The organism is Actinomycetospora sp. TBRC 11914 (assembly GCF_012933465.1).
Lineage (GTDB): Bacteria > Actinomycetota > Actinomycetes > Mycobacteriales > Pseudonocardiaceae > Actinomycetospora.
This window is the reverse complement of record NZ_JABBND010000004.1, coordinates 21,755-41,343: the sequence shown is the minus strand read 5'-3', so window position 1 is coordinate 41,343 and position 19,589 is coordinate 21,755. Positions and strand designations below refer to the sequence as shown.

General features: G+C 73.5%; 19 protein-coding genes. 13 read left to right on the top strand and 6 right to left on the bottom strand.

Translation table 11 applies throughout. The features are described from left to right. Positions 1-11: 11 nt before the first annotated feature. From HH311_RS09765 to HH311_RS09745, 5 genes are read left to right on the top strand one after another with little or no spacing between them, the layout of a single operon-like run. Positions 12-1,523 carry a class I SAM-dependent methyltransferase gene (locus HH311_RS09765; RefSeq protein ID WP_169183462.1) on the top strand — a complete coding sequence of 504 codons (1,512 nt, stop codon included), beginning with the start codon at positions 12-14 and terminating at the stop codon, positions 1,521-1,523. Then, complete coding sequence (locus tag HH311_RS09760) at positions 1,505-1,873, top strand: DUF6752 domain-containing protein (RefSeq protein ID WP_169183461.1); 369 nt, start codon at positions 1,505-1,507, stop codon at positions 1,871-1,873. The genes HH311_RS09765 and HH311_RS09760 overlap by 19 nt, the downstream gene beginning before the upstream one ends. A gap of 48 nt (positions 1,874-1,921) precedes the next feature. Next, positions 1,922-2,662 carry an NTP transferase domain-containing protein gene (locus HH311_RS09755; protein WP_169183460.1) on the top strand — a complete coding sequence of 247 codons (741 nt, stop codon included), beginning with the start codon at positions 1,922-1,924 and terminating at the stop codon, positions 2,660-2,662. After that, the gene (locus HH311_RS09750; protein WP_211190055.1) at positions 2,650-3,714 is read left to right on the top strand and encodes an iron-containing alcohol dehydrogenase family protein; all 1,065 of its coding nucleotides are present in this window, start codon (positions 2,650-2,652) and stop codon (positions 3,712-3,714) included. Before HH311_RS09755 ends, HH311_RS09750 begins: the two co-directional genes overlap by 13 nt. Before the next feature lie 49 nt (positions 3,715-3,763). Further along, on the top strand, positions 3,764-4,240 hold the full coding sequence (locus HH311_RS09745; RefSeq protein WP_169183459.1) for a hypothetical protein: 477 nt from the start codon (positions 3,764-3,766) through the stop codon (positions 4,238-4,240). Here HH311_RS09745 and HH311_RS09740 read toward each other — a convergent pair. Beyond that, on the bottom strand, positions 4,188-4,814 hold the full coding sequence (locus HH311_RS09740) for a hypothetical protein (RefSeq protein ID WP_169183458.1): 627 nt from the start codon (positions 4,812-4,814) through the stop codon (positions 4,188-4,190). The genes HH311_RS09745 and HH311_RS09740 overlap by 53 nt on opposite strands. A 134-nt stretch (positions 4,815-4,948) precedes the next feature. On the opposite strand from HH311_RS09740, the gene HH311_RS09735 reads away from it, so the two are divergent. Then, a complete protein-coding gene (locus HH311_RS09735) occupies positions 4,949-6,370 on the top strand; it encodes a heparin lyase I family protein (protein WP_312030047.1) in 1,422 nt (473 codons plus the stop codon). Between the two features lie 203 nt (positions 6,371-6,573). On the opposite strand, the gene HH311_RS09730 is transcribed toward HH311_RS09735, so the two are convergent. Beyond that, entirely contained in the window at positions 6,574-7,602 is a 1,029-nt protein-coding gene (locus HH311_RS09730) for a peptidoglycan-binding protein (protein ID WP_169183457.1), read from the bottom strand. A gap of 278 nt (positions 7,603-7,880) precedes the next feature. Here HH311_RS09730 and HH311_RS09725 point away from each other — a divergent pair, with 278 nt between their 5' ends. Continuing rightward, positions 7,881-8,855, top strand: coding sequence for a helix-turn-helix transcriptional regulator (locus HH311_RS09725; RefSeq protein WP_169183456.1), 975 nt, complete (start codon positions 7,881-7,883; stop codon positions 8,853-8,855). Positions 8,856-8,936: 81 nt separating this feature from the next. On the opposite strand, the gene HH311_RS09720 is transcribed toward HH311_RS09725, so the two are convergent. Further along, positions 8,937-9,386, bottom strand: coding sequence for an SRPBCC family protein (locus tag HH311_RS09720; protein ID WP_169183455.1), 450 nt, complete (start codon positions 9,384-9,386; stop codon positions 8,937-8,939). A 43-nt stretch (positions 9,387-9,429) separates the two neighbouring features. Here HH311_RS09720 and glf point away from each other — a divergent pair, with 43 nt between their 5' ends. Both glf and HH311_RS09710 read left to right on the top strand, forming a co-directional pair. Then, positions 9,430-10,623: a UDP-galactopyranose mutase gene (glf, locus tag HH311_RS09715; protein ID WP_169183454.1), complete on the top strand. Its 1,194-nt coding sequence runs from the start codon at positions 9,430-9,432 to the stop codon at positions 10,621-10,623. 4 nt (positions 10,624-10,627) lie between these two features. After that, positions 10,628-11,767: an alpha/beta hydrolase family protein gene (locus tag HH311_RS09710; protein WP_169183453.1), complete on the top strand. Its 1,140-nt coding sequence runs from the start codon at positions 10,628-10,630 to the stop codon at positions 11,765-11,767. 96 nt (positions 11,768-11,863) lie between these two features. Here the strand turns inward: HH311_RS09710 and HH311_RS09705 are convergent, their stop codons facing one another. Further along, positions 11,864-13,348 carry a hypothetical protein gene (locus tag HH311_RS09705; protein WP_169183452.1) on the bottom strand — a complete coding sequence of 495 codons (1,485 nt, stop codon included), beginning with the start codon at positions 13,346-13,348 and terminating at the stop codon, positions 11,864-11,866. A 163-nt stretch (positions 13,349-13,511) separates the two neighbouring features. On the opposite strand from HH311_RS09705, the gene HH311_RS09700 reads away from it, so the two are divergent. Further along, entirely contained in the window at positions 13,512-15,521 is a 2,010-nt protein-coding gene (locus tag HH311_RS09700; RefSeq protein ID WP_211190054.1) for a glycosyltransferase, read from the top strand. A gap of 33 nt (positions 15,522-15,554) precedes the next feature. Here HH311_RS09700 and HH311_RS09695 read toward each other — a convergent pair whose 3' ends face one another. After that, positions 15,555-15,989, bottom strand: a complete 435-nt coding sequence (locus HH311_RS09695; protein ID WP_169183451.1) for a hypothetical protein — start codon at positions 15,987-15,989, stop codon at positions 15,555-15,557. 139 nt (positions 15,990-16,128) lie between these two features. Here HH311_RS09695 and HH311_RS09690 point away from each other — a divergent pair, with 139 nt between their 5' ends. Then, on the top strand, positions 16,129-16,833 hold the full coding sequence (locus HH311_RS09690) for a hypothetical protein (protein WP_169183450.1): 705 nt from the start codon (positions 16,129-16,131) through the stop codon (positions 16,831-16,833). A 78-nt stretch (positions 16,834-16,911) separates the two neighbouring features. Here HH311_RS09690 and HH311_RS09685 read toward each other — a convergent pair whose 3' ends face one another. After that, on the bottom strand, positions 16,912-18,261 hold the full coding sequence (locus HH311_RS09685; protein WP_312030046.1) for an MFS transporter: 1,350 nt from the start codon (positions 18,259-18,261) through the stop codon (positions 16,912-16,914). Positions 18,262-18,614: 353 nt separating this feature from the next. Here HH311_RS09685 and HH311_RS09680 point away from each other — a divergent pair, with 353 nt between their 5' ends. Together HH311_RS09680 and mscL are read left to right on the top strand one after the other, a co-directional pair. Continuing rightward, on the top strand, positions 18,615-18,932 hold the full coding sequence (locus HH311_RS09680; RefSeq protein ID WP_169183449.1) for a hypothetical protein: 318 nt from the start codon (positions 18,615-18,617) through the stop codon (positions 18,930-18,932). A gap of 163 nt (positions 18,933-19,095) precedes the next feature. Next, positions 19,096-19,533 carry a large conductance mechanosensitive channel protein MscL gene (gene mscL, locus HH311_RS09675; RefSeq protein ID WP_169183448.1) on the top strand — a complete coding sequence of 146 codons (438 nt, stop codon included), beginning with the start codon at positions 19,096-19,098 and terminating at the stop codon, positions 19,531-19,533. Positions 19,534-19,589 lie beyond the last annotated feature (56 nt).

Sequence of the window (19,589 nt, the reverse complement as noted above, 5' to 3'; positions counted from 1 at the left end):
CCGTGCCCGGCATGGGTACGACGGACGCCGCGGAGCCGGTCGCGGTGGCGCGCCCCGTCGAGGCCGACCGCGAGGCGATCCACTTCGCCGCCCCGCCCGGACGGACCGAGGGCGCCGTCGACGTCCTGCTCGACGGCCGCCGCGTGTGGTCGTTCCGGCTCGAGTCCGCCGAGGCGACCGCGGACGGCGACCGGACGGTGCCCTGGCCCACCGCCATCCTCGCGGCGCTGCGCGGGTCCGCCGAGCTCGCGCTCCGCGCGGTCGCCGACGGCGAGGTCTGGGCCCGGGCCGAGATCGCCTTCACCGACGACCCGGGCCGCGTGGCGTTCACCGACGAGCACGGCCGCGACCTCGTGGTCAACAAGTGGGACCGGGCCGGGCGCGTCCTGGACGACCACGACGAGTCCATCGTCGTGCGCCTGCTCGACCACGCCGACCAGGTCCGGACGGTGCTCGAGGACGAGCTCGGGCTCGACGTGTTCGTCACGGGCGGGACCCTGCTGGGCCCGGTGCGCGACGGTCACCTCATCGGCCACGACGACGACGTCGACTTCGCCTGGGTCAGCCGCCACGTCCACCCCGTCGAGGTCGCCCGTGAGGGGTTCGCGCTCGGCCGGGCGCTGCGCCGCGCGGGCTTCGACGTCGTGCGCCACTCCCCGGGCCACCTGCAGATGCACTTCGACTACCGGGGCCTCCCGGACCACTACGTCGACGTGTTCGCGGGCTGGTTCGCCGACGGCTGGTGGCACCAGGTCTTCTGCATCCGCCACCCCGCCGACCGCGAGGACCTGCTCCCGGCGGTGCCGCTGCGGGTGGAGGACCGCGACGAGCCGGCCCCGCGGTCGCCGGAGATCCAGCTCGAGGCCAACTACGGCCCGGGTTGGCGCGTGCCCGACCCGGCGTTCCGCTTCGACACCGTCCCCGCGACCCGTCGCCGGCTGGAGAACTGGTTCCCGGGTCTCAACGGCGGCCGCGACGACTGGGACGACGTGCTGCGCGCCGAGCGCCACGACGGCCCCGGCGCCGGGTCGTCGTTCGCGGCCTGGGTCGCCGAGCGCCTCGACGCCGGGGCGCCGGTGCTCGACGTCGGCTGCGGCAACGGCGTCGACGCCCGCGGGTTCGCGACGGCGGGGCACGAGACCCTCGCGGTCGACTGGTCCCGGGAGGCGGTGGCGGCGATCCCCGCGACGCCCGGGCTCGCCACGCGGGTGCTCAACCTCTACGACCCGCGGACGACCATCGCCCTCGGCGCCGAGATCGGCGCGCGGCGCCTGCCGTGGGCGGTGGTGGTCCGCCGCGTCGTCGAGGGCCTCGGGCCCAGCGGGCGGCACCACCTGTTCCGCCTGCTCGCGATGGCGCTGCGCCGCGACGGGCGCGCCTACCTGGAGATCGCCGACGGCGCCGAGCCGGTCGAGCACCTCCTGGCCGAGGCGGAGCAGTACGGCCTGCGGCCGCTGGACACGGTCCGGGCCGATCGGGAAGCCGTGACGAGGATGGTGATGACGTGGACGCCGCGCAGGTGAGGGCGGGCCTGGCGGGCCGGGTCCGGTCCGTCGTGACGCGCGGGCCGGTGATGCGCGCCCGGCGGCTCGCCGGCCGGGCGGTCACGCCCGAGGTCGCGCTGCTCCGCGAGGAGCTGACCGCGCTGCGGACCGTGGTGTCGCGGCTCGACGACGAGGTCGCGCGCCTCGTGGCCGAGCGCGACCGGCTGGCCCAGCGGGTCGAGGTCCTCGACGCCGACCTCGACGAGTCCCGCCGGCTCAACGTCCGGCTCGCCGAGCTCACCGACCTCGTCACCGAGGTCGTGCTCCCGCTGCACGACCGCGAGATCGACATCGACCGGCTGCGCCCGCACGACGTCGAGCCCCAGTGATCGGGGCGGGTGCAGTGACTGGGCGGGTGCAGTGACCGGGCAGGCGCCGTGATCGGGCTGGTCCTGGCGGCGGGCGCGGGCCGGCGCCTGCGGCCCTACACCGACGCCGTCCCGAAGACGCTCGTCCCCGTCGACGGGACCACGACGATCCTCGACGTCTGCCTGCGCAACCTCGCGGCGGTCGGGCTGCGCCAGGTCGTCGTCGTGGTCGGCTACGCCCGCCAGGCCGTCGAGGTGCTGCGCCCCGAGCTCGAGAGGCGCCACGGCGTCGACCTCGAGCTCGTCGTGAACCCCCACGCCGAGGACCGCAACAACGCCTACTCGCTGTGGACCGCGCGGGACCACCTCCGCGAGGGGGTGCTGCTGGTCAACGGCGACACCGTCCACCCGCCGAGCGTCGAGGAGACGCTGCTCGCCCACCGCGACCCCGACGGCCCGGGCGTGCTCCTCGCGCTCGACACCGACAAGTCCCTCGCCGACGAGGAGATGAAGGTCCGCGTCGACGCGCGGGGCCACCTCGCCCGGATCACCAAGACGATGGCGCCGTCGGAGGCCGCCGGGGAGTACATCGGCGTCTCGCTGATCGAGCCCGCGGCCGCGGAGCCGCTGACCGAGGCGCTGCGGGCGACCTGGGAACGCGACCACGGGCTGTACTACGAGGACGGCTACCAGGAGTACGCCGACCGGGGCCGGCTCGTCCGGCCCGTCCCGCTCGGGCCGACGACGTGGGTGGAGGTCGACGACCACGCCGACCTCGCCCGGGCGCGGGACGTCGCGTGCCGCTGCTGAGCCGGATGCTGCTCGGCCCCCTCGAGGTCGACATCCGGGCCGGCGCCGTCGACGGCCTCGCGCGCCTGCTCGCCGACCAGCGCATCAGCGGCGGGGGCCAGGTCGCCGTGGCCGTCGGCCCGGGGCTCGGCGAGGAGATCGCCGCCCGGCTCGGCGGCACCCTCGCCACCGCGTCGGTGTTCCGGGTCGACGGCGGCTCGGTGGACGAGGCGGTCCGCCTCCAGGACGCGGTGCGGGCCAGCGGGCGGGGCTTCGACGCGCTCGTCGGCATCGGCGGGGGCCGCACGCTCGACGTCGCGAAGTACGCCGCCACCCGCCTGGGCCTGCCGATGGTCTCGGTCGCCACCAACCTGGCGCACGACGGCGTGTGCTCGCCGGTCTCGTCGCTGGACACCGAGGTCGGGAAGGAGTCCTTCGGGGTCTCCATGCCGATCGCGGCCGTCGTCGACCTCGACTACGTCGGCCGCGCCCCCGTCGAGATGGTGCGCTCGGGCATCGGCGACGTGGTCAGCAACCTCTCGGCGATCGCCGACTGGGAGCTGGCCGGGCGCGAGCGGGGCGAGCGGGTGGACGGGCTGGCCGTCTCGTTCGCGCGCCTCGCGGCCGAGTCGGTGCTCCACCACCGGGGCCACGTCGACGACCCGGCGTTCCTCGTGGTCCTCGCCGAGGCACTCGTGCTCTCCGGGATCGCGATGACCGCCGCGGGCTCGAGCCGGCCCTGCAGCGGCGGCGACCACGAGATCCTCCACGCGATCGACCGGCTGTTCCCCGGCCGCGGGCAGCACGGCGAGCTCGCCGGCCTGGGCGCCCTGTTCGCCGCCTCGCTGCGCGACGACGGCGAGCGCGCGTTCGCCGAGCTCGACGAGTGCCTGGCCCGCCACCGGCTCCCGCGCCGGCCCGGGGACGTCGGGCTGAGCGCCGAGGAGTTCGCGACCGCCGTCCGGGCCGCTCCCGCCACCCGGCCCGACCGCTTCACCGTCCTGGAGCACCGCGCGCTCGACGACGACGCGGTCGACCGGGCCGTCAAGGAGTTCGTCGAGCGCGTCTCCTGACGCCACCGGTCGCCTTGAGGCCGCGCGCGCCGCCTGGTTCGATCCGGACATGCTGGAGGCGCACCGGGTCTCGTCGTTCCGGCCCCGCTGGGAGGTCCGGGAGGACGGCGCGCCGCTGCTGGTGCTCGAGAAGAAGGGGTGGCGCTCCGGGGTCGAGTACACCCTCGACGGCACGGCCTACGAGGTCCGCTCCACCTGGACCGGCAGCCACTACGCGCTCAGCCGTGGGGACACCGAGATCGCCCACGCCGACCGGATCGGGCGCAAGCACTGGTCGGTGACCACGCCGGAGGGCGAGTACCACTTCCGCCGCCGCTCGGTGTGGAAGTCCGACCAGGAGTGGGTCCCCGACCCCGACGCGTCGACCGCCCTCGGCGGCATCCGGCGCACCGGCACCTGGCGCGGGGACGCCGAGGCGCAGCTGCCCGGCATACCCACCCCGCTCGCGGTGTTCGTGCTCGCCGTCGTCCTGCTCATGTGGGAGCAGGCTGCCGCCGCCGCGACGGCCGGGGCGGCGTCGAGCTGACGGCCGGGGGGACGGCCGCCGCGAGCGTCGTCCACCCGAGCGCGAGCACCAGCATCGTCGCGACCCCGACCGGCGGGTAGATGTGGCTGGTCAGGAACGACCACGCGCCCCCGACGACCAGGACCGTCCCGACGACGGCGGCGGTGCGCGCCACCGCGCCCCGGCTCACGACGACGGCCGTCGCCCCGCCGAGCACCGCGCTCGCCAGGTAGGCGTACACCCCCGGGAGCGCGAGCCGGTCGGCCATCCCGAACAGCGCCGGCACCCACGGCCCCGGCCCCACCACCACGGTCTCCTGTCCGGCGCCGATGCCGGCGAGGACGTCGAGCGCGGTATAGCAGCATGCGAAGACGAAGCCGAGCACGACGACGACGGCCTCGACCAGCCGGCCGCGACCACGGACCACGACCCAGGGGCTGAGGGCGAGCAGCGGGAAGAGCAGCAGCCCGATCACGTGCAGGTCACGCCACCAGGGCGCGGACTCCGGCGTGAGCATCAGCGGATGGGTCGTGCCCAGGCCCGCGAGCAGCAGCGGAGGGAGCGCGGCGGCGACCAGCGCGACCGGGCGGCGCATGGCGATGTCCTCTCTCGGGTCGTCACGTCACCGTGACGCGCCGGTGATCACCTGGTCGTGTACGGATTCTGCGCTAACTCACTGCTCTGTACGGGCGAACCCCGAGTGACAGGTCGAACGACCGAGGGGGCGTCGTGAGGGGCAGCAGGATCATGGACGGTCGGGGGCTCCGCCATCGTCGCAGAGCGGCCGCGGCGTCGGCGCTGGCGGCGATCGCCCTCGTCGTCGGCGTGCTCGCCACCGGGATCGGCCCCGGGCGGGCCGACGCCGCCGTCGTCACCGGGCGGATCAGCAACGCCGGCGGCGGGTGCCTGGAGAACGCGAACAACGCGACGACGGCGAACAACCCGCTGCAGCTCAACAGCTGCGGCACCGGCGTTGGCCAGCAGTGGTCGCGGTACTCCGACGGCACGCTGCGCGTCCAGGGCCGCTGCGCGGACCTCCTGAACGGGGCGACCGCCGCGAACACCCGCGTCGTCCTCGCCGCCTGCTCCACGACGTCGACCTCGCAGCGCTGGACGCTCTACGCCGCGGGCTACGTGCAGAACCAGCGCTCGGGGACCTGCCTCGCGCCGCTGGGCAACCAGATCTACGCCAGGGTCGCCGTCGTCGTCGCCACCTGTGCGAACGTGGCGGCCCAGCACTGGACGCTGCCGGCCGTCTCCACGACGACGGGCCCGACCACGACGACGCCGGCCCCGACGACCACCACGAAGCCCCCGACGACCACCACGAAGCCGCCGACGACCACGCCGAAGCCCACGACCACGACCACGACCACGACCACGACCACGACGCCGACCACCACGACGCCGAAGCCGACCACCACGACGCCGACCACCACGGTCCCGACCACCACGACGAGCATGCCGACGCAGACCGCGCAGACCTGGAGCTCCGACTTCACCGGCTCGGGGTTCGGGAAGTTCGACGACGCGCCCTGGAACTACGTGGGCGCCGACGGGCCGTCGATCATCTCCTCGCCCGTGACCGCGGGCGCCGAGGCGGCGCTGTTCACCATGCCGGGCGGAGGCACCCGCACCGAGGTCGTGCCGACCACGGCGGAGTTCACCGAGGGCCAGGACCGCTGGTTCCGGTTCTCGTTCTACCTGCCGGCCTCGTTCCCGACGCAGGTGACGTCCTGGCAGGTGATCACCCAGTGGAAGAACGAGGGCGACGGCTCGCCGCCGCTGGAGGTCACCGTCGGGAAGGGCACGGTGAACCTCGAGGGCGGCTACGGCCACCCGGCCGGCCCGAGGACGTTCAGCCAGGTCATCGGACCCGCCACGACCGGCCAGCGGACCGACCTGGTCATCCACGTGCTCTTCTCGCGGGATCCCGCCCAGGGGGTCGTCGACGTCTGGCGCAACGGGACCGCCGTGATCTCCGGGTACCGGCCCGCCGGCGGGACGCTCTACCCGACCACCGTCGCGTCGACCGATTCGCTGGCGTCGTACTGGAAGATGGGGATCTACCGGGACTCGGCGATCACCCAGCAGGCCCAGTACACGATCGAGAGCGCCAAGATCGGGAACACCCGGGCCCAGGTCTCCTGACCGTCGAGTCCCGACGGCCTGAGGCTGGAGCGGCTGCGGCGGACACCGACGATCGCCGACCACCTACCTCGAGATCTGATCGACCTCATCCCGGCGGGGCCGAAGGGGGCGGCGAGCCCACGCGCTCGACTCGCCGCCCGCCCTGCCTCGCTTGCCCCGGCCGGGACGACGCGCGCCTTTCCGGGAGCGGGCGGCCGACCGGCCTACTTCGGAGCCGGGACCGCACTGAGGACGACGTACTCGGTGCCGTGAGGCTTGTCGGCCGCCAACTTGGCCCCGGCCTTGCCGTCGTCGGTCATGTTCGCCTGCACACGATCGCTCGGCGAGACCGAGATCATCGGCGAGAAGTACACGGCAGCCGGGACCGAGCTGCCGGGAGCGCGGGGGCGAGTCGGCTGGCTCTTCGGGTGATGCCCGTCGGTGATTGCGACGGCGCTGAGTGCCGTCGTCTCCTCCGTGCTGGCCCGAGCCCACACCACGCCGCAGGAGGGGCTGTAACGGACCTCGAGCGTGCCGGCGTCGACCTCGACCGTCGCGAGCTGCTTGCTCTGGCTGTCGTCGGTTCCGATCCCGACACTCTTCTTCTTGCCCAGGTCGACGCCGATGTTCGTGCTGCTGCTCTGCTGCTCGGCGGTGGTGCGCTGACGTTCGACGATGATCGGCGTGGACTGCACTGTGTAGGCGTCGTCGCCGCAGTGCGCTGCCGTCGCCTCCTTGCTCTTCGGGTTCTTTCCGTTGAGGTTGCGCGGCGGGTTCGGCTTCTGCGCAGGGTCCGCCGCCGGCGGGTTCGCGGGCGGCTCCGAGCGTGGATCACCGGTACCGCCAGGAGTCGGTGGCTCCGACTTATTGGTGACCTGGTCGTACTGAGACTGGAGCTCCTTCGCCGTTGCCGGGCCGAAGCGGCCGTCGGCCCCCAGATAGGGCTGCGTTCGATGGTTCCGGCCCTGGAAGTCGAGGAGCGCGATGCGGGTGTTCTTCCCGAAAATCCCATCGACTTCCAAGTGGTAGGGGTGGACGGCGTTGAGTTCGGTCTGGAGCTTCTCCACGCACGGTCCCCGATCGCCCTCGTTGAGCTGCGGGCATCCCGCGAAGCTGCTGCCGGTCTGTGCGGACGCGACACCGCTCCCGTACAGGGAAAGTCCCAGGAGTACGAAGAAGCCGATGACGGCGGTCGTGAGGAATCGACGCAGAGTTCCTGCGATGTTGCTACGTCGAGCTGGAGTGCGCTTCATGGGATGTCTCCTCGCCAGGTGGTTCGCCGGGTTGTGGTCCCGGGCTGCTGAGGAGAAATGTGGCCACAGTGCCGCGCGGTAATTCCAGTGCTTTCTTGCCTCAATTTCGATTACTGGTCCGGCCCCGCCGCCGGGCCAGGTGCCTCCCCGTCGATACCCGATCTGAGCTGCGAGTTTACCTAGTGGGGTAACGGGACCAGGGTCGTGGCGATACCTGTACCGGGGCCGGGTGGCCAGGGTTGAGACGGAAGGACGAGACGGTGCCAGGGGGAGACACGGTGGTCAACGAGGAGGCTTCCGACCCGGTAAACGATCCTCATGTCACCGCTGGAGGGGCGGGCCGCGAAGAAGTCCATGCTGCACTGGCGGCCGCCGTCCGTGGAGGTATGGCCCGTACCGGGATGAAACAGCGCGAGCTGGCACACAGCATGAACCTCAGTCAGGGTCGCGTCAGCCAGTACCTGAACGACCCCAAGAAGATGCCGGCTCGCTGGGAACGAATCGAAGAACTGCTGCTCTGCGCCGGTGCCGATGCCGCCGACTTCAAGGATCGTCACGGTCATTTCTGGGACGCCGCTACAGTAGACTCGGCCGTGCCGGTGGCTGCTCCGACTGGTCCCGAGGTCGACCCAGCGGACATCGAGCCCGACCGCGTATCCGAATCGGAATCGAAGTCGGAGACCGAGACGGAGCCCGAGCCGACCTTCACCGTCACCGAGGCCGGATTCAGACCGTACTCGTCCTGTGCGCTCGGCGACGACGATGGCCATGCGCGAGACGAGGCCCCCACCGGCCCGATCCAGCTTCCGCCCACTGAGAGTACGACGTGGCTCGGACGCCACCGCCATCTCGCCATCTCGTTGGCGATAGCAGGCGTGCTCGCAGTGATCCTCTGGGCGTTCTGGGCCTTCCGAGCCGTCCCGCCTCCGCCTCCGCCGGTGGTCGAGTCGGGCCTGCCCGCAGTAGTCGAGGGAGCCGGACCGAACGGACTCACAGAACGGAATTCGCCCTCGAAGGGTCCCCTGACGGGAACAGGGCGCATCGTGCCGGACGGAACGCCGGTACTGGTGGACTGCGCCGAAGGCGGTGACGCAGTTGCTCCCGTCGCGATGTCCCGCGGCTACACCCGGACCTGGCTTCGCCTGCACGACGGCTACTACGTGACCTCGGTCTACGTCCGTCTCCGCGAGAGCGCAGTGCCCAGCTGCCAGCCAGGAGCCGACCCCCTACCCCTGGCGCTGATTCCGGGCTGAGGCGTCGGCGCCACGGCCCGGGTGGGTGCCACTCCGCCCCAGACGATCAAGCTCGAGGGACCTTCATCATGCCGAGCCCGCTCAGGAGCGCTCGGCCACCTTCTGCAGGGCGTCGTGCAGCGAGCGCTCGGCGTCGTCGGCCAGCCCGCCGAGGGCGGGCACGAGCAGCGGCGTCGCGAGCTTCGCGACGCCGTGGAAGGTGAACGTGGCCGTGTAGCTCACCTGCGTCCCGCCGCCGTCGGCGCCGGTCAAGGTCATCTCGTCCTCGCTGGTCACCGTCTTGTTCCGCCCGACGATCCGCAGCCGGGTGGGTTCGTCGGCCTCGAGGGTGTAGGTGAGCGTCGTCTCCCGGCCGCGGAACTCCGAGACGTTGGTCCACTGCTTGCCGACCCCGACCGGCGTCGTGGGGTCGACCGGCTCGCAGGAGATCGTCCCCGCGTCCCACTCGGTCGCGTTCGCGAAGTCGCGCAGGTAGTCCCGGACGACGTCGAGCGGCGCGGGGGTGGTGACGGTACGGGTCACGGTCGGCATGCCCCCGGCGTACCCGCGTACGTCGCGGGCTACCGTCGTCGCCATGAGCCAGCCGGATCTGGTCGTCGTCGGCTCGGGCTTCTTCGGCCTGACGATCGCCGAACGCGCCGCGACGCAGCTGGACAAGCGCGTCCTCGTCGTCGAACGCCGCGCGCACCTCGGCGGCAACGCGTACTCCGAGCCCGACCCCGAGACGGGCATCGAGGTGCACCGCTACGGCGCGCACCTGTTCCACACCTCGAACGAGCGGGTGTGGGAGTACGTCAACCGGTTCACCGACTTCACCGGCTACCAGCACCGCGTCTTCACGATCTTCCGCGGCCGCGTGTACCCGCTGCCCGTGAACCTCGCGACGATCTGCGAGTTCGCCGGGAAGGCGATGTCCCCGGACGAGGCCCGCGCGTGGGTCGCCGAGCACGCCGCCGAGATCGACGTGGACGACGCGCAGAACTTCGAGGAGAAGGGCGTCGCGCTCGTCGGCCGGCCGCTCTACGAGGCGTTCTTCGAGGGCTACACGGCCAAGCAGTGGCAGACCGACCCGAAGAACCTCCCGGCGTCGATCGTCAGCCGCCTCCCGGTGCGCTACACCTTCGACAACCGGTACTTCAACGACACCTACGAGGGCCTGCCGGTCGACGGCTACACCGCCTGGCTCGAGCGGATGGCCGACCACCCGAACATCGAGGTGCGGCTCGACACCGACTGGTTCGACATCCGGGACTCCCTCGGTGACGACGTCCCGACGGTCTACACCGGCCCGCTCGACCGCTACTTCGACTTCTGCGAGGGCGAGCTCGGCTGGCGGACCCTGGACTTCGAGCCCGAGGTCGTCACCACGACCGGCGACTTCCAGGGCACCCCGGTGATGAACTACGCCGACCGCGACGTGCCGTTCACCCGCATCCACGAGTTCCGGCACTTCCACCCCGAGCGCAAGACGTACCCGACCGACAGGACGGTCATCGTCCGGGAGTACTCCCGCTTCGCCGAGTCCGGCGACGAGCCGTACTACCCGATCAACACCCCCTCCGACCGCGCGAAGCTCGAGCGCTACCGGGAGCTCGCCCGCAAGGAGGCGACGAACCGGAAGGTGCTCTTCGGCGGCCGGCTCGGGACGTACAAGTACCTCGACATGCACATGGCCATCGGGTCCGCGCTGACGATGTTCGACAACCGCATCGCCCCGTGGTTCACCGAGGGCACGGACTTCGACGGGGCCGACCCGCTCGAGGGCTGAGGCGGTGCCGGGGTTCGCCGGGCTGCCCGGTCTCCCGCGGCGCGTCGCCGACCTCCCGATCACCGAGTGGTCGTTCCTCACCGGCCTCGGGGTGGCCGGCCTGGCGGCGCTGGCGCTGCTGGTCCTCGCGATCCGCCGTCGGGGCTGGCCGACCCGGCTGGTGACGGGCCTCGTCGCGCTCGTCCTGGTGCTGCTCAACCTCGCCGCGGGGATCAACACCTACGTCGACTTCGACCGGACACTCGGCCAGGCGCTCGGGCGGATCCCACCCGACGAGGTGCCGCTGGCCACCCTGGTACGCCGCACCGCGATGCCCGCGGCCGGCGTCGTCGCGCCCCTGGTCGTCCCCATGACGGTGTCGGGCTTCGTCGCCCGGCCCGCCCTGGTCTACGTCCCGCCCGCGTGGTTCCGGCGTCCCCGGCCGCGGCTGCCCGTCGTCGTGCTGCTGCACGGCACACCGGGCGGGCCGGACGTCTGGTTCGGCGCCGGACAGGCCACCGCCACCGCGGACGCGTGGGCGGCCGCCCACCGGGGGGTCGCGCCGATCCTGGTCGCGCCCGACGTCAACGGCTCGCTCGAGGCGGACTCGGAGTGCGTCGACTCGCCGGTCGGCCGGGTCGAGACGGCGCTGACGGTGGACGTCCCGCGCTTCGTCGTGGACACGTTCCGGACGGTGCCCCCGGGCCCGGGCTGGGCGGTGGCGGGCTTCTCCGAGGGCGGCTCGTGCGCGCTGATGCTGGCGCTGCGCCACCCGACGCTCTTCGGGACGGTCGGCGACTACGGCGGCCTCGCCGGCCCCCGCCTCGGTGACACCAACGCCGACACCGCGTCGACGATCGCCGGCCTCTTCGGCGGGTCGACCGCGCAGTTCGCGGCCCACGAGCCGGCCGACCTGCTGGCCCGGGAGCGCTTCCCCCGGCTCGGGAGCTGGTTCGAGGTCGGCGACGCGGACCCGGAGCCGGCCGCCGCCCAGGCGGCACTGGTCCCGGCGGCGCGGCGGGCCGGGATCGCGACGTGCTCGCGGGTCATCCCCGGCGGCGCGCACACGTTCGACGTGTTCTCGGCCGGCTTCGCCGACTCGCTGCCCTGGATCGCCGCCCGCCTCGGCATCGGACCGCCCGGGGCGCCCTGCCCGCAGCAGTGATCACCGAGGACCCGGGCGGGTACTCGCCGCCGTGCCGCCGTCGGGTCTCCTGCGCGAGGGGAACCCTCGTACCACTAGAGCGAGCGGATCCTCCCCTCACGATCGCGGCACGCAGGTCCGCCCCGCCCACGTGTTCACCCCGATGGCGGCCAGCGCCGCCAGCGTGACCGGGGTGTTGGTGCGCCCCGCGAGCCCGGCGAGCGCCGTGGTCAGGGCGATCGGCGCGCCCACGGCCGACCCGGCCAGGGCCAGCGCCGCGGCACGCCACGCCGCCGCCCGCGCCCCGGCGACCGCGGCCAGCACCGCCCGCGCCTGGTCGGGGTCGGCGCAGCGCAGGGCGGCGCTCCACGGCACCGCGGACCCGATCCCGATCCCGACGTCCGCCGCCGCCAGCCCCTCGGCGTCGTCAGCCGAGACCAGCGCGACCCCGTGCCCGTCGGCCTGCAGCCGTGTCACCGCATCGGCCGTCGCCCCGTCCTCGACGACGACCACCCGGCCGACGGCGCCGGCCGCGTCCTCGAGCGGCCCGGCCAGCTCCTCGCCGAGCACCACCACGTCGACCCTGTCGGCGCGGCGGAGCGCGCTCGGGTCGATGCTGACGACCCCGAGGTCCGCCACCGCCCGGTGCGCGGCCGCCGCGTAGGCCTCCCGCCCCCACCGGGCGGCCTTGGGTACGCCGGCGAGCAGCGCCGCCGCGGCCCGCTCGGGCACGAGCGACGCCGCGGCACCGAACGCGGTGACGGCGGCGGCGCCGGAGAGGTCGCCGACGTGGTCGACCGGGCCGCGCGGCAGCGTGCCCGGCCGGTCCCGCGTGCCGACGGGCTCCGCGGCGTGCGCCGCGAGCGGCGACCCGGTGTCCCACGCGGTCCACGCCGAGGTCCGGGCGGCGGCCTCGTCGGCCCGGGCCGCCCGGTAGCAGGCGTCGGTCACCAGGCCGACCGGACCGCGCCCGAGCGCCTGCAGCGTCGAGCTGCCGAGCGAGAACCACGACTCGGTGGCCGCGCCGCCCGCCGTCTGCTCCGCCGCGCCGCGGGTGGACGGGACGGCGTCGAGCAGCGAGAGGGTGCCGGTGAGCAGGGGCGGGATCGCCCGGGTCAGCGGCACCAGCCCGAGCACGCGCTCGACGCCGGCGAGCCCGAGCCCCGCCAGGTCCACGCCCAGGGCGAGGACCTGCCGCGACCACGGCGTGACGTCGGCGGGGTGGCTGCCGTGGGTGTCGGGCGCGGCCCGCTCGAGCCCGCGGCGGCGCTCGACCTCCTCGATCACCGCGACGATGCGGGCGAGCTCGACCTCGGCGGTGTGGTCGACGACGACCCGACCCAGGACCGCGTTCACCACCGCCCCGTCGACGCCCGGCAGGGCGAGCAGCTCCTCGACGAGCTCCTTGCGGGCCGCCGCCCCGTCGGGGCCGTCGACCCCGCGCACCTCCACGTGGGTGCGTCCGGCCCGGCCGCTGCTGCGCCGGCCCGGGGCGATGCCCAGCGCCCGGACGGCGGGCCCGACGAGGTCCCCGACCAGACCGGTCGTCGGGCCGGTGAGGCGGGTCCACCAGGACGGGGCGGGAGCGGGCGGTGGCGTCATCGGTGCCTCACGTCCTCGGGGAGAGCCGGTCGGGAGTCCTGATCTTCCCGAAACCGGATCCGGAGGAAACGGACATTCCACACGAGGGTGGCGGGTTGCGCCGTCCGGCCGAGCCCGGCGGGGTCGGCCGGGTGCGCGGGGCGACGGGCGCTACCGTCGGTCCATGACGAGCACGCGGGAGGGCCGGTCGACGGTGGAGCTGACGGTGCGCGACGCCGAGTCCGCCCTCCTCCAGCGGATCATCCTGCCCCGGCCCGCCGACCCGGCGACGGTGCGTGCGCTCTACCTCGACGAGGGCACCGCGACGTCGCTGCGCTCGGCCGCGCCCACCGCCGAGCGCCCGGGCACGGTGAACACCGAGGCCGACGACTTCGTGCTGCACCTCGCGTCCTCCGGCGGCCGGCACGCCGAGGTGCTCTCCCGCACCGCCGTGCGGATCCCGCCGGGCACCGAGACGTCGTTCGCGGCCTACTTCAACGCCTTCCCGGCCTCGTACTGGCGGCGCTGGTCGATCCTCGACGCCGTCCACCTGCGGCTGCACCTGACCGGCGCCGGCCGCGTCGACGTCTACCGCTCCACCGCGCGCGGGGTGCCGGTCCACGTGCACGGCGAGGTCGTCGCCGGCGAGACCTCGCTCGACGTGCCCGTCGCGCTGCGCCCCTTCGAGGACGGCGGGTGGATCTGGTTCGACCTCACCAGCGAGAGCGAGCACCTCGACCTGGTCTCCGGCGGCTGGTACGCCGACCGCTCCGCGCCCGGGCGGGCCGCGGTCACCGTCGGGATGCCGACGTTCAACCGGCCCACCGACTGCGTCGCCACCCTGCGCGCCCTCGGCGAGGACCCGCTGGTGCGCGACGTGCTCACCGCCGTCGTCATCCCCGACCAGGGCACCTCGAAGGTCCGCGACCAGGAGGGGTACGACGAGGCCGCGGCGCTGCTCGGCGACCGGCTCCGGATCGTCGACCAGCCCAACCTCGGCGGCTCCGGCGGCTACAGCCGGATCATGTACGAGGCGCTCGAGCACACCGACTGCGAGCACATCCTGTTCATGGACGACGACGTCGTCCTCGAGCCGGACTCGGTGCTGCGGGCGCTCGCGTTCGCCCGCTTCGCCCGCGCCCCGATGCTGGTCGGCGGGCAGATGCTGTCCCTGCAGGCCCGGTCGCACCTGCACGCCATGGGCGAGGTGGTCGACCGGAACACCTTCTTCTGGCAGATCGCGCCGCACACCGAGGACGACCACGACTTCGCCGTCGACTCCCTGCGCGAGACGCTCTGGATGCACCGGCGCACCGACGTCGACTACAACGCCTGGTGGATGTGCCTGATCCCGCGCGTCGTCGCCGAGCAGGTCGGCCAGCCGCTGCCGCTGTTCATCAAGTGGGACGACTGCGAGTACGGCCTGCGGGCCGGCGCGGCGGGCTTCCCGACGGCGACCGTGCCCGGCGTCGCGATCTGGCACATGAGCTTCGTCGAGAAGGACGACAGCTCGGACTGGCAGGCCTACTTCCACGCGCGCAACCGGCTCGTCGTCGCCGCCCTGCACGGCCCCGACGACCCGAAGCCGATGCTGCTCGACTCGCTCAAGCGCACCCTGCGGCACCTCTTCCTGCTCGAGTACTCGGCGATCGCGCTGCACCAGATGGCGATGCGCGACTTCCTCTCGGGCCCGAAGGCGCTCTTCGGGGCCCTGCCGACCACGCTCGGCAGCGTCCGCGCCACCCGCGCGCGCTACCCCGACGGCACCGTCCACCCCAGCGCCCGCGACCTCCCCGAGCCGCCGATCGGCGCGCTCGCCGCCCAGCTGTGGCCGGAGCCGCCGCTCGGAAAGGTCGCGCAGGTCAAGGCGCTGGCCGGGGCCCTGGCCCACCAACTGCGCCCCGCCGACCGGGCGGCCTGGGACCGGCCGCAGCGCAACGTCCCGGCCGAGCACGGCACCTGGTTCCTGCTCTCCCGCCTCGACGGCGCCACCGTCTCCACCTCCGACGGCACCGGCGTGACGTACCGCAAGCGCGACCGTCGGCAGTTCTGGGAGCTGCTGCGGGTCTCGCTCGCGCTGCACCAGCAGGTCCTGCGGGCCTGGCCGGCGCTGCGTCGCCGCTACCGCGAGGGCATGCCGGAGCTGGTCAGCCGGGAGGCGTGGGACGAGCAGGTCTTCGAGCGCTTCCGGTAGGTGCGCTCCCGCGCTCGTGAGCAGAAAGTGTCGTCATAGCGGCAGTTTCTGCTCACGAGCCCGGAGGGCACCGAGGAGGGCCTCGCGCAGGAGCACGTCGGCGGCGTCGAAGCCGGTCGCGCGGACCCGGGCGGCGTCGATGCCCAGCGCCTCCCCGAGCACCTCCGCGCCGGCCGCCCGGAGGACCTCCCGGGCGTCCTCGATCGCGTGGCGGCCGCGGGTGCAGCCGCCGTAGCCGACGACGGCGACGACGGTGCCGGTCCAGTCGCGGGCGGCGAGGTCGGCGAGGACGCGGGGGGCGCCCGCGTGGAGGTACTCCGGGACGAGGACGACGGCCGCGCCGACGGGCGACGCGCCGTCGCCGCGCGCGGCGAGGCCCTCCTCCAGCCACGCGGCCAGCGCGTCGGCGAACTCGGCGCGGGGCAGGCGGGGGCGCACCACGGTGGGGGTGTGCTCGGCGGCGTCCACGGGGGCCTCCTCCTCGTCCGTTGCGCACCTCACGGCCGCCCCACGGTGGCGGACCCGCCGGGCCGGGTTCAACGCATTTCCCGACCGGCGAACGCGCCCGCCGTCGGGTGACGGCGCACGGCGGTGCATCATTCGGCGCATGGCGGAGCAGGGAACCGAGGAGAAGACGGCGTCGGCCGGCGGCGAGAGCGCCGCCCAGGACGCCGCGTCCGGCGAGAGCACGGGGCGGCACGCCGCGAACGACGAGGCGACCGGGAACGCGGCTGCCGAGGCGCAGGCGCCCTCCGAGGACCCCACCGAGAAGCACGAGCAGCCGGCGGAGCAGAAGACCGAGAAGTCGGCCGCCCCCAGCGAGCAGAAGACCGAGAAGCACGAGCAGCCGGCGGAGCAGAAGACCGAGAAGACGGCCGCCCCCGCCGAGCAGAAGACCGAGCGGATCGCCGACGACGGGTCGGCGGCGCAGCGGGGCCGGGGGGACACGTCCTGGGCCGAGCCGGAGCGGCCGTCGGGCTCCCAGCGGCACCGGTCGATCGACGTCGGTGAGCTCGCCTGGCGCACCGGCAACGTGCTGGCCACGGTGGTGCGCACGCTGGCGCTGCTGTTCGCCCTGGTGCTCGTGGTGAACGTCGTGCTGGTCCTGGTCGGGGTCAACCCGGCCAACGGCGTCGCGCAGTTCGTCGGTGCCGTCGCGGACATCGTCATCCTGGGGTTCCGCGACCTGTTCGTCCCCGCGAACCCGACCGTCATGCTGATCGTGAACTCGCTGATCGCCGCCGTGTTCTGGGCGTTCGTCGGCGAGCTGGCGTCCCGGCTGATTCGCTTCCTCGCGGCCCGTCTCGGCTGATCAGGAGCACGTGGGGCAGCTCTGGCGCCCCGCGGGCCTGCCTGCGGTGCCCTCGCGGGCGCGGCCGGCCGGCGCTACTCAGCCGGCGTCCGCCGACGGCGCCGCCTCGACGGACGCCGCGCCGGCCCCCACCCGCCCCGGCACCGGCCGCACCGGCAGCAGCGCGCCGAGCCCCACGAGCAGCACGATCCCGATCCCCGCGATCCCCCAGCGCTGCTCGCCGAACAGCGTGATGAACAGGCTGAACAGGGCGGGAGCGAGGAAGCTGACGGCCCGGCCCGTCGTCGCGTACAGACCGAAGATCTCTCCCTCGCGCCCCGGGGGGACGAGCCGGGCGAGGTAGCTGCGGGAGCACGCCTGGGCCGGGCCGACGAACAGCGAGAGCACCAGGCCGCCCGTCCAGAAGGCCGCCTTCCCCGACGCGGGGAGCAGCGCCGCGGCCACGATCACGAGCGCGATCAGCGAGACGACCACGACCCGCTTCGGCCCGATGCGGTCGTCGAACAGGCCTCCGACCACGGCCCCGACCGCCGAGACCACGTTGGCGGCGATCGCGAAGAAGATGACCTCGGTCTGGCTGAGCCCGAAGGTGCCCGCCGCCAGGACGCCCCCGAAGGTGAACACCGCGGTCAGCCCGTCGCGGTAGACCGCGCTCGCGACGAGGAACCCGAGCAGGTTGCGGTCGCTGTGCCCGAGCGCGACGAGCCGGCGCACCAGCAGCGCGTAGGAACCGAACCACCCGACGCGCGCGGCCTCGGCGTCGCCGGGAGGCGCCGGGTACGGGAAGCGCATCAGCAGCACCGGGATCGCGAAGACCGCGAACCACGCGGCGCACACGAGGGCGATCACCCGCGGCCCGAGGTCGGGCGAGGGGAACGTGATGACCCCGATCGGCGCGATGAACAGCACGAGGCAGACGATCAGCAGCACGATCCCGCCGAGGTAGCCCGCCGACCAGCCGACGCCGGACACCCACCCGGTGCGTCCGGGCGGCGCCAGCCGGTAGATCATCGCGTTGTACTCCACCTGCGCGAGCTCGTAGGCGAAGGTCCCGATCCCGAGGAGGACCAGCCCGAGCAGCAGGTAGGACGGCGAGCCCTGCACGAAGAACATCAGGGCGGTCGCGACGACGATCACCGCGGTGAGCGCGCCGAGGCGCCGCTGCCGGCCGTGCTCGGCTCCCGACGCGTCGCTGCGCTGCCCGTAGACCGGCGCGGTGAGCGCCACGAGCACTCCCGCGATGGCGATCGTGTTCGCCAGCGCGGACGACCCCGAGGCCTCGTCGGCGGCGACGCCGGAGGTCAGGTAGACGGTGAAGACGAAGGTCGTGATGACCGCGTTGAAGGCGGCCGATCCCCAGTCCCAGGCAGCCCAGGAGACCAGCGGACCGAGGGTGCGCGGCGGCGCGGCGGCCGACTCGGTGGACACGCGGCGGACGCTATCGGGTCGTCGGGGGCGCTTCCCGGCTCGCGACACGGCCGGCGCCACTGGGCGCGCCTCGTCCCCCTCTCGGCGCAGCAGGTGACGGTGTCGCGAAAACCCTGCGACGCGGAGCGTGACAGGTCCCGCTCCTCGCCCGGGTGATCATCGTGTGTGGTGTCGGGATGACGTGACGGAAAGGTCATCCGGGTACGGAACGTCGCGACGTAGCGCGGTCCCCAACGGGTGAGGGCCGGCCCCACCGCCCACTCGGCCCCATGTCGGACACGGTGCGTCGCGTTCTGATTACGTGGCGCCACGCGATCACCAGGTCGCCCCCGAAGACCAAAGATCGAGAGGACATGATCGTGGGAGCTTTCCGCAAGGCCGTGCTGGCGACGTCGCTGATCGGCGCCGGACTCACCAGCATGACGGGTGCTGCGTTCGCGCACGACGGCGACAGCGGCGCGACCGTGCAGAAGGGCCTGATCAACTCCAGCGACTTCGCGCCGAACACCTCGCTCGACGCCTGCAACAACGACGTCCCGGTCAACGCGCTCGGCGTCCAGGTCCCGGTCCAGGACCTCGCGGGTGACATCCCGCTGCTCTCGAAGGCGGAGAAGGGCAACTCGGCCACCAACGCCAAGTCCTGCCACAACCCGATCGCCGCCTCCAACTAGAGGCCCCGGGTCCTGCACGACCCGGCCCCGCCGACGCGCCCGTCACGCCAGCTCCCCCCTCGGCGTGGCGGGCGCGTCGTCGTCGGTGGGGGCCCTACGGTGCAGCCGGGATCGGCTGGTGAATCCGCCGACGTCTTGAGCTACCTGGTGCGAGGGGACCGCGGTGCTGAAGGGCTTCAAGGACTTCCTGCTCCGGGGGAACGTCGTCGACCTCGCCGTCGCCGTGGTCGTCGGCGCCGCGTTCACCGCGGTGGTCACCGCCACCACCAACGCCTTCCTCAAGCCGCTGATCCAGCTCCTCTCCGGCGGCGGCGAGTTCGCGGGCTCGTTCGTGGTCAACGGCGTGGTCTTCGACTACGCCTCGTTCATCAACGCCGTGATCACCTTCGTCCTCACGGCCGCGGTGATCTACTTCCTCGTCGTCTACCCGCTCAAGGTCATCTCCGACCGCCGCAAGCGCGGGGAGGAGGCCGGGCCGGCCGAGCCGACGGACGTCGAGCTCCTCACCGAGATCCGCGATCTGCTGCGCCAGCAGGCGCAGCCCCGCCGCGGCCCCGACGACGGCGGCACGGCAGGACGGATCCCGCACCAGGACCGCTGAGGTGGCCTCCGGCCTCGTGAGCAGAAAGTGTCGCTATAGCGACATTTTCTGCTCAC

Coding starts and splice junctions, on each gene's coding strand:
- HH311_RS09765 (WP_169183462.1), top strand. CDS start 12: ATGGGTACGACGGACGCCGCGGAGCCGGTCGCGGTGGCGCGCCCCGTC.
- HH311_RS09730 (WP_169183457.1), bottom strand. CDS start 7,602: ATGAAGCGCACTCCAGCTCGACGTAGCAACATCGCAGGAACTCTGCGT.
- HH311_RS09740 (WP_169183458.1), bottom strand. CDS start 4,814: ATGCGCCGCCCGGTCGCGCTGGTCGCCGCCGCGCTCCCTCCGCTGCTG.
- glf (WP_169183454.1), top strand. CDS start 9,430: ATGAGCCAGCCGGATCTGGTCGTCGTCGGCTCGGGCTTCTTCGGCCTG.
- HH311_RS09745 (WP_169183459.1), top strand. CDS start 3,764: ATGCTGGAGGCGCACCGGGTCTCGTCGTTCCGGCCCCGCTGGGAGGTC.
- HH311_RS09680 (WP_169183449.1), top strand. CDS start 18,615: ATGATCGTGGGAGCTTTCCGCAAGGCCGTGCTGGCGACGTCGCTGATC.
- HH311_RS09720 (WP_169183455.1), bottom strand. CDS start 9,386: ATGCCGACCGTGACCCGTACCGTCACCACCCCCGCGCCGCTCGACGTC.
- HH311_RS09690 (WP_169183450.1), top strand. CDS start 16,129: ATGGCGGAGCAGGGAACCGAGGAGAAGACGGCGTCGGCCGGCGGCGAG.
- HH311_RS09700 (WP_211190054.1), top strand. CDS start 13,512: ATGACGAGCACGCGGGAGGGCCGGTCGACGGTGGAGCTGACGGTGCGC.
- HH311_RS09705 (WP_169183452.1), bottom strand. CDS start 13,348: ATGACGCCACCGCCCGCTCCCGCCCCGTCCTGGTGGACCCGCCTCACC.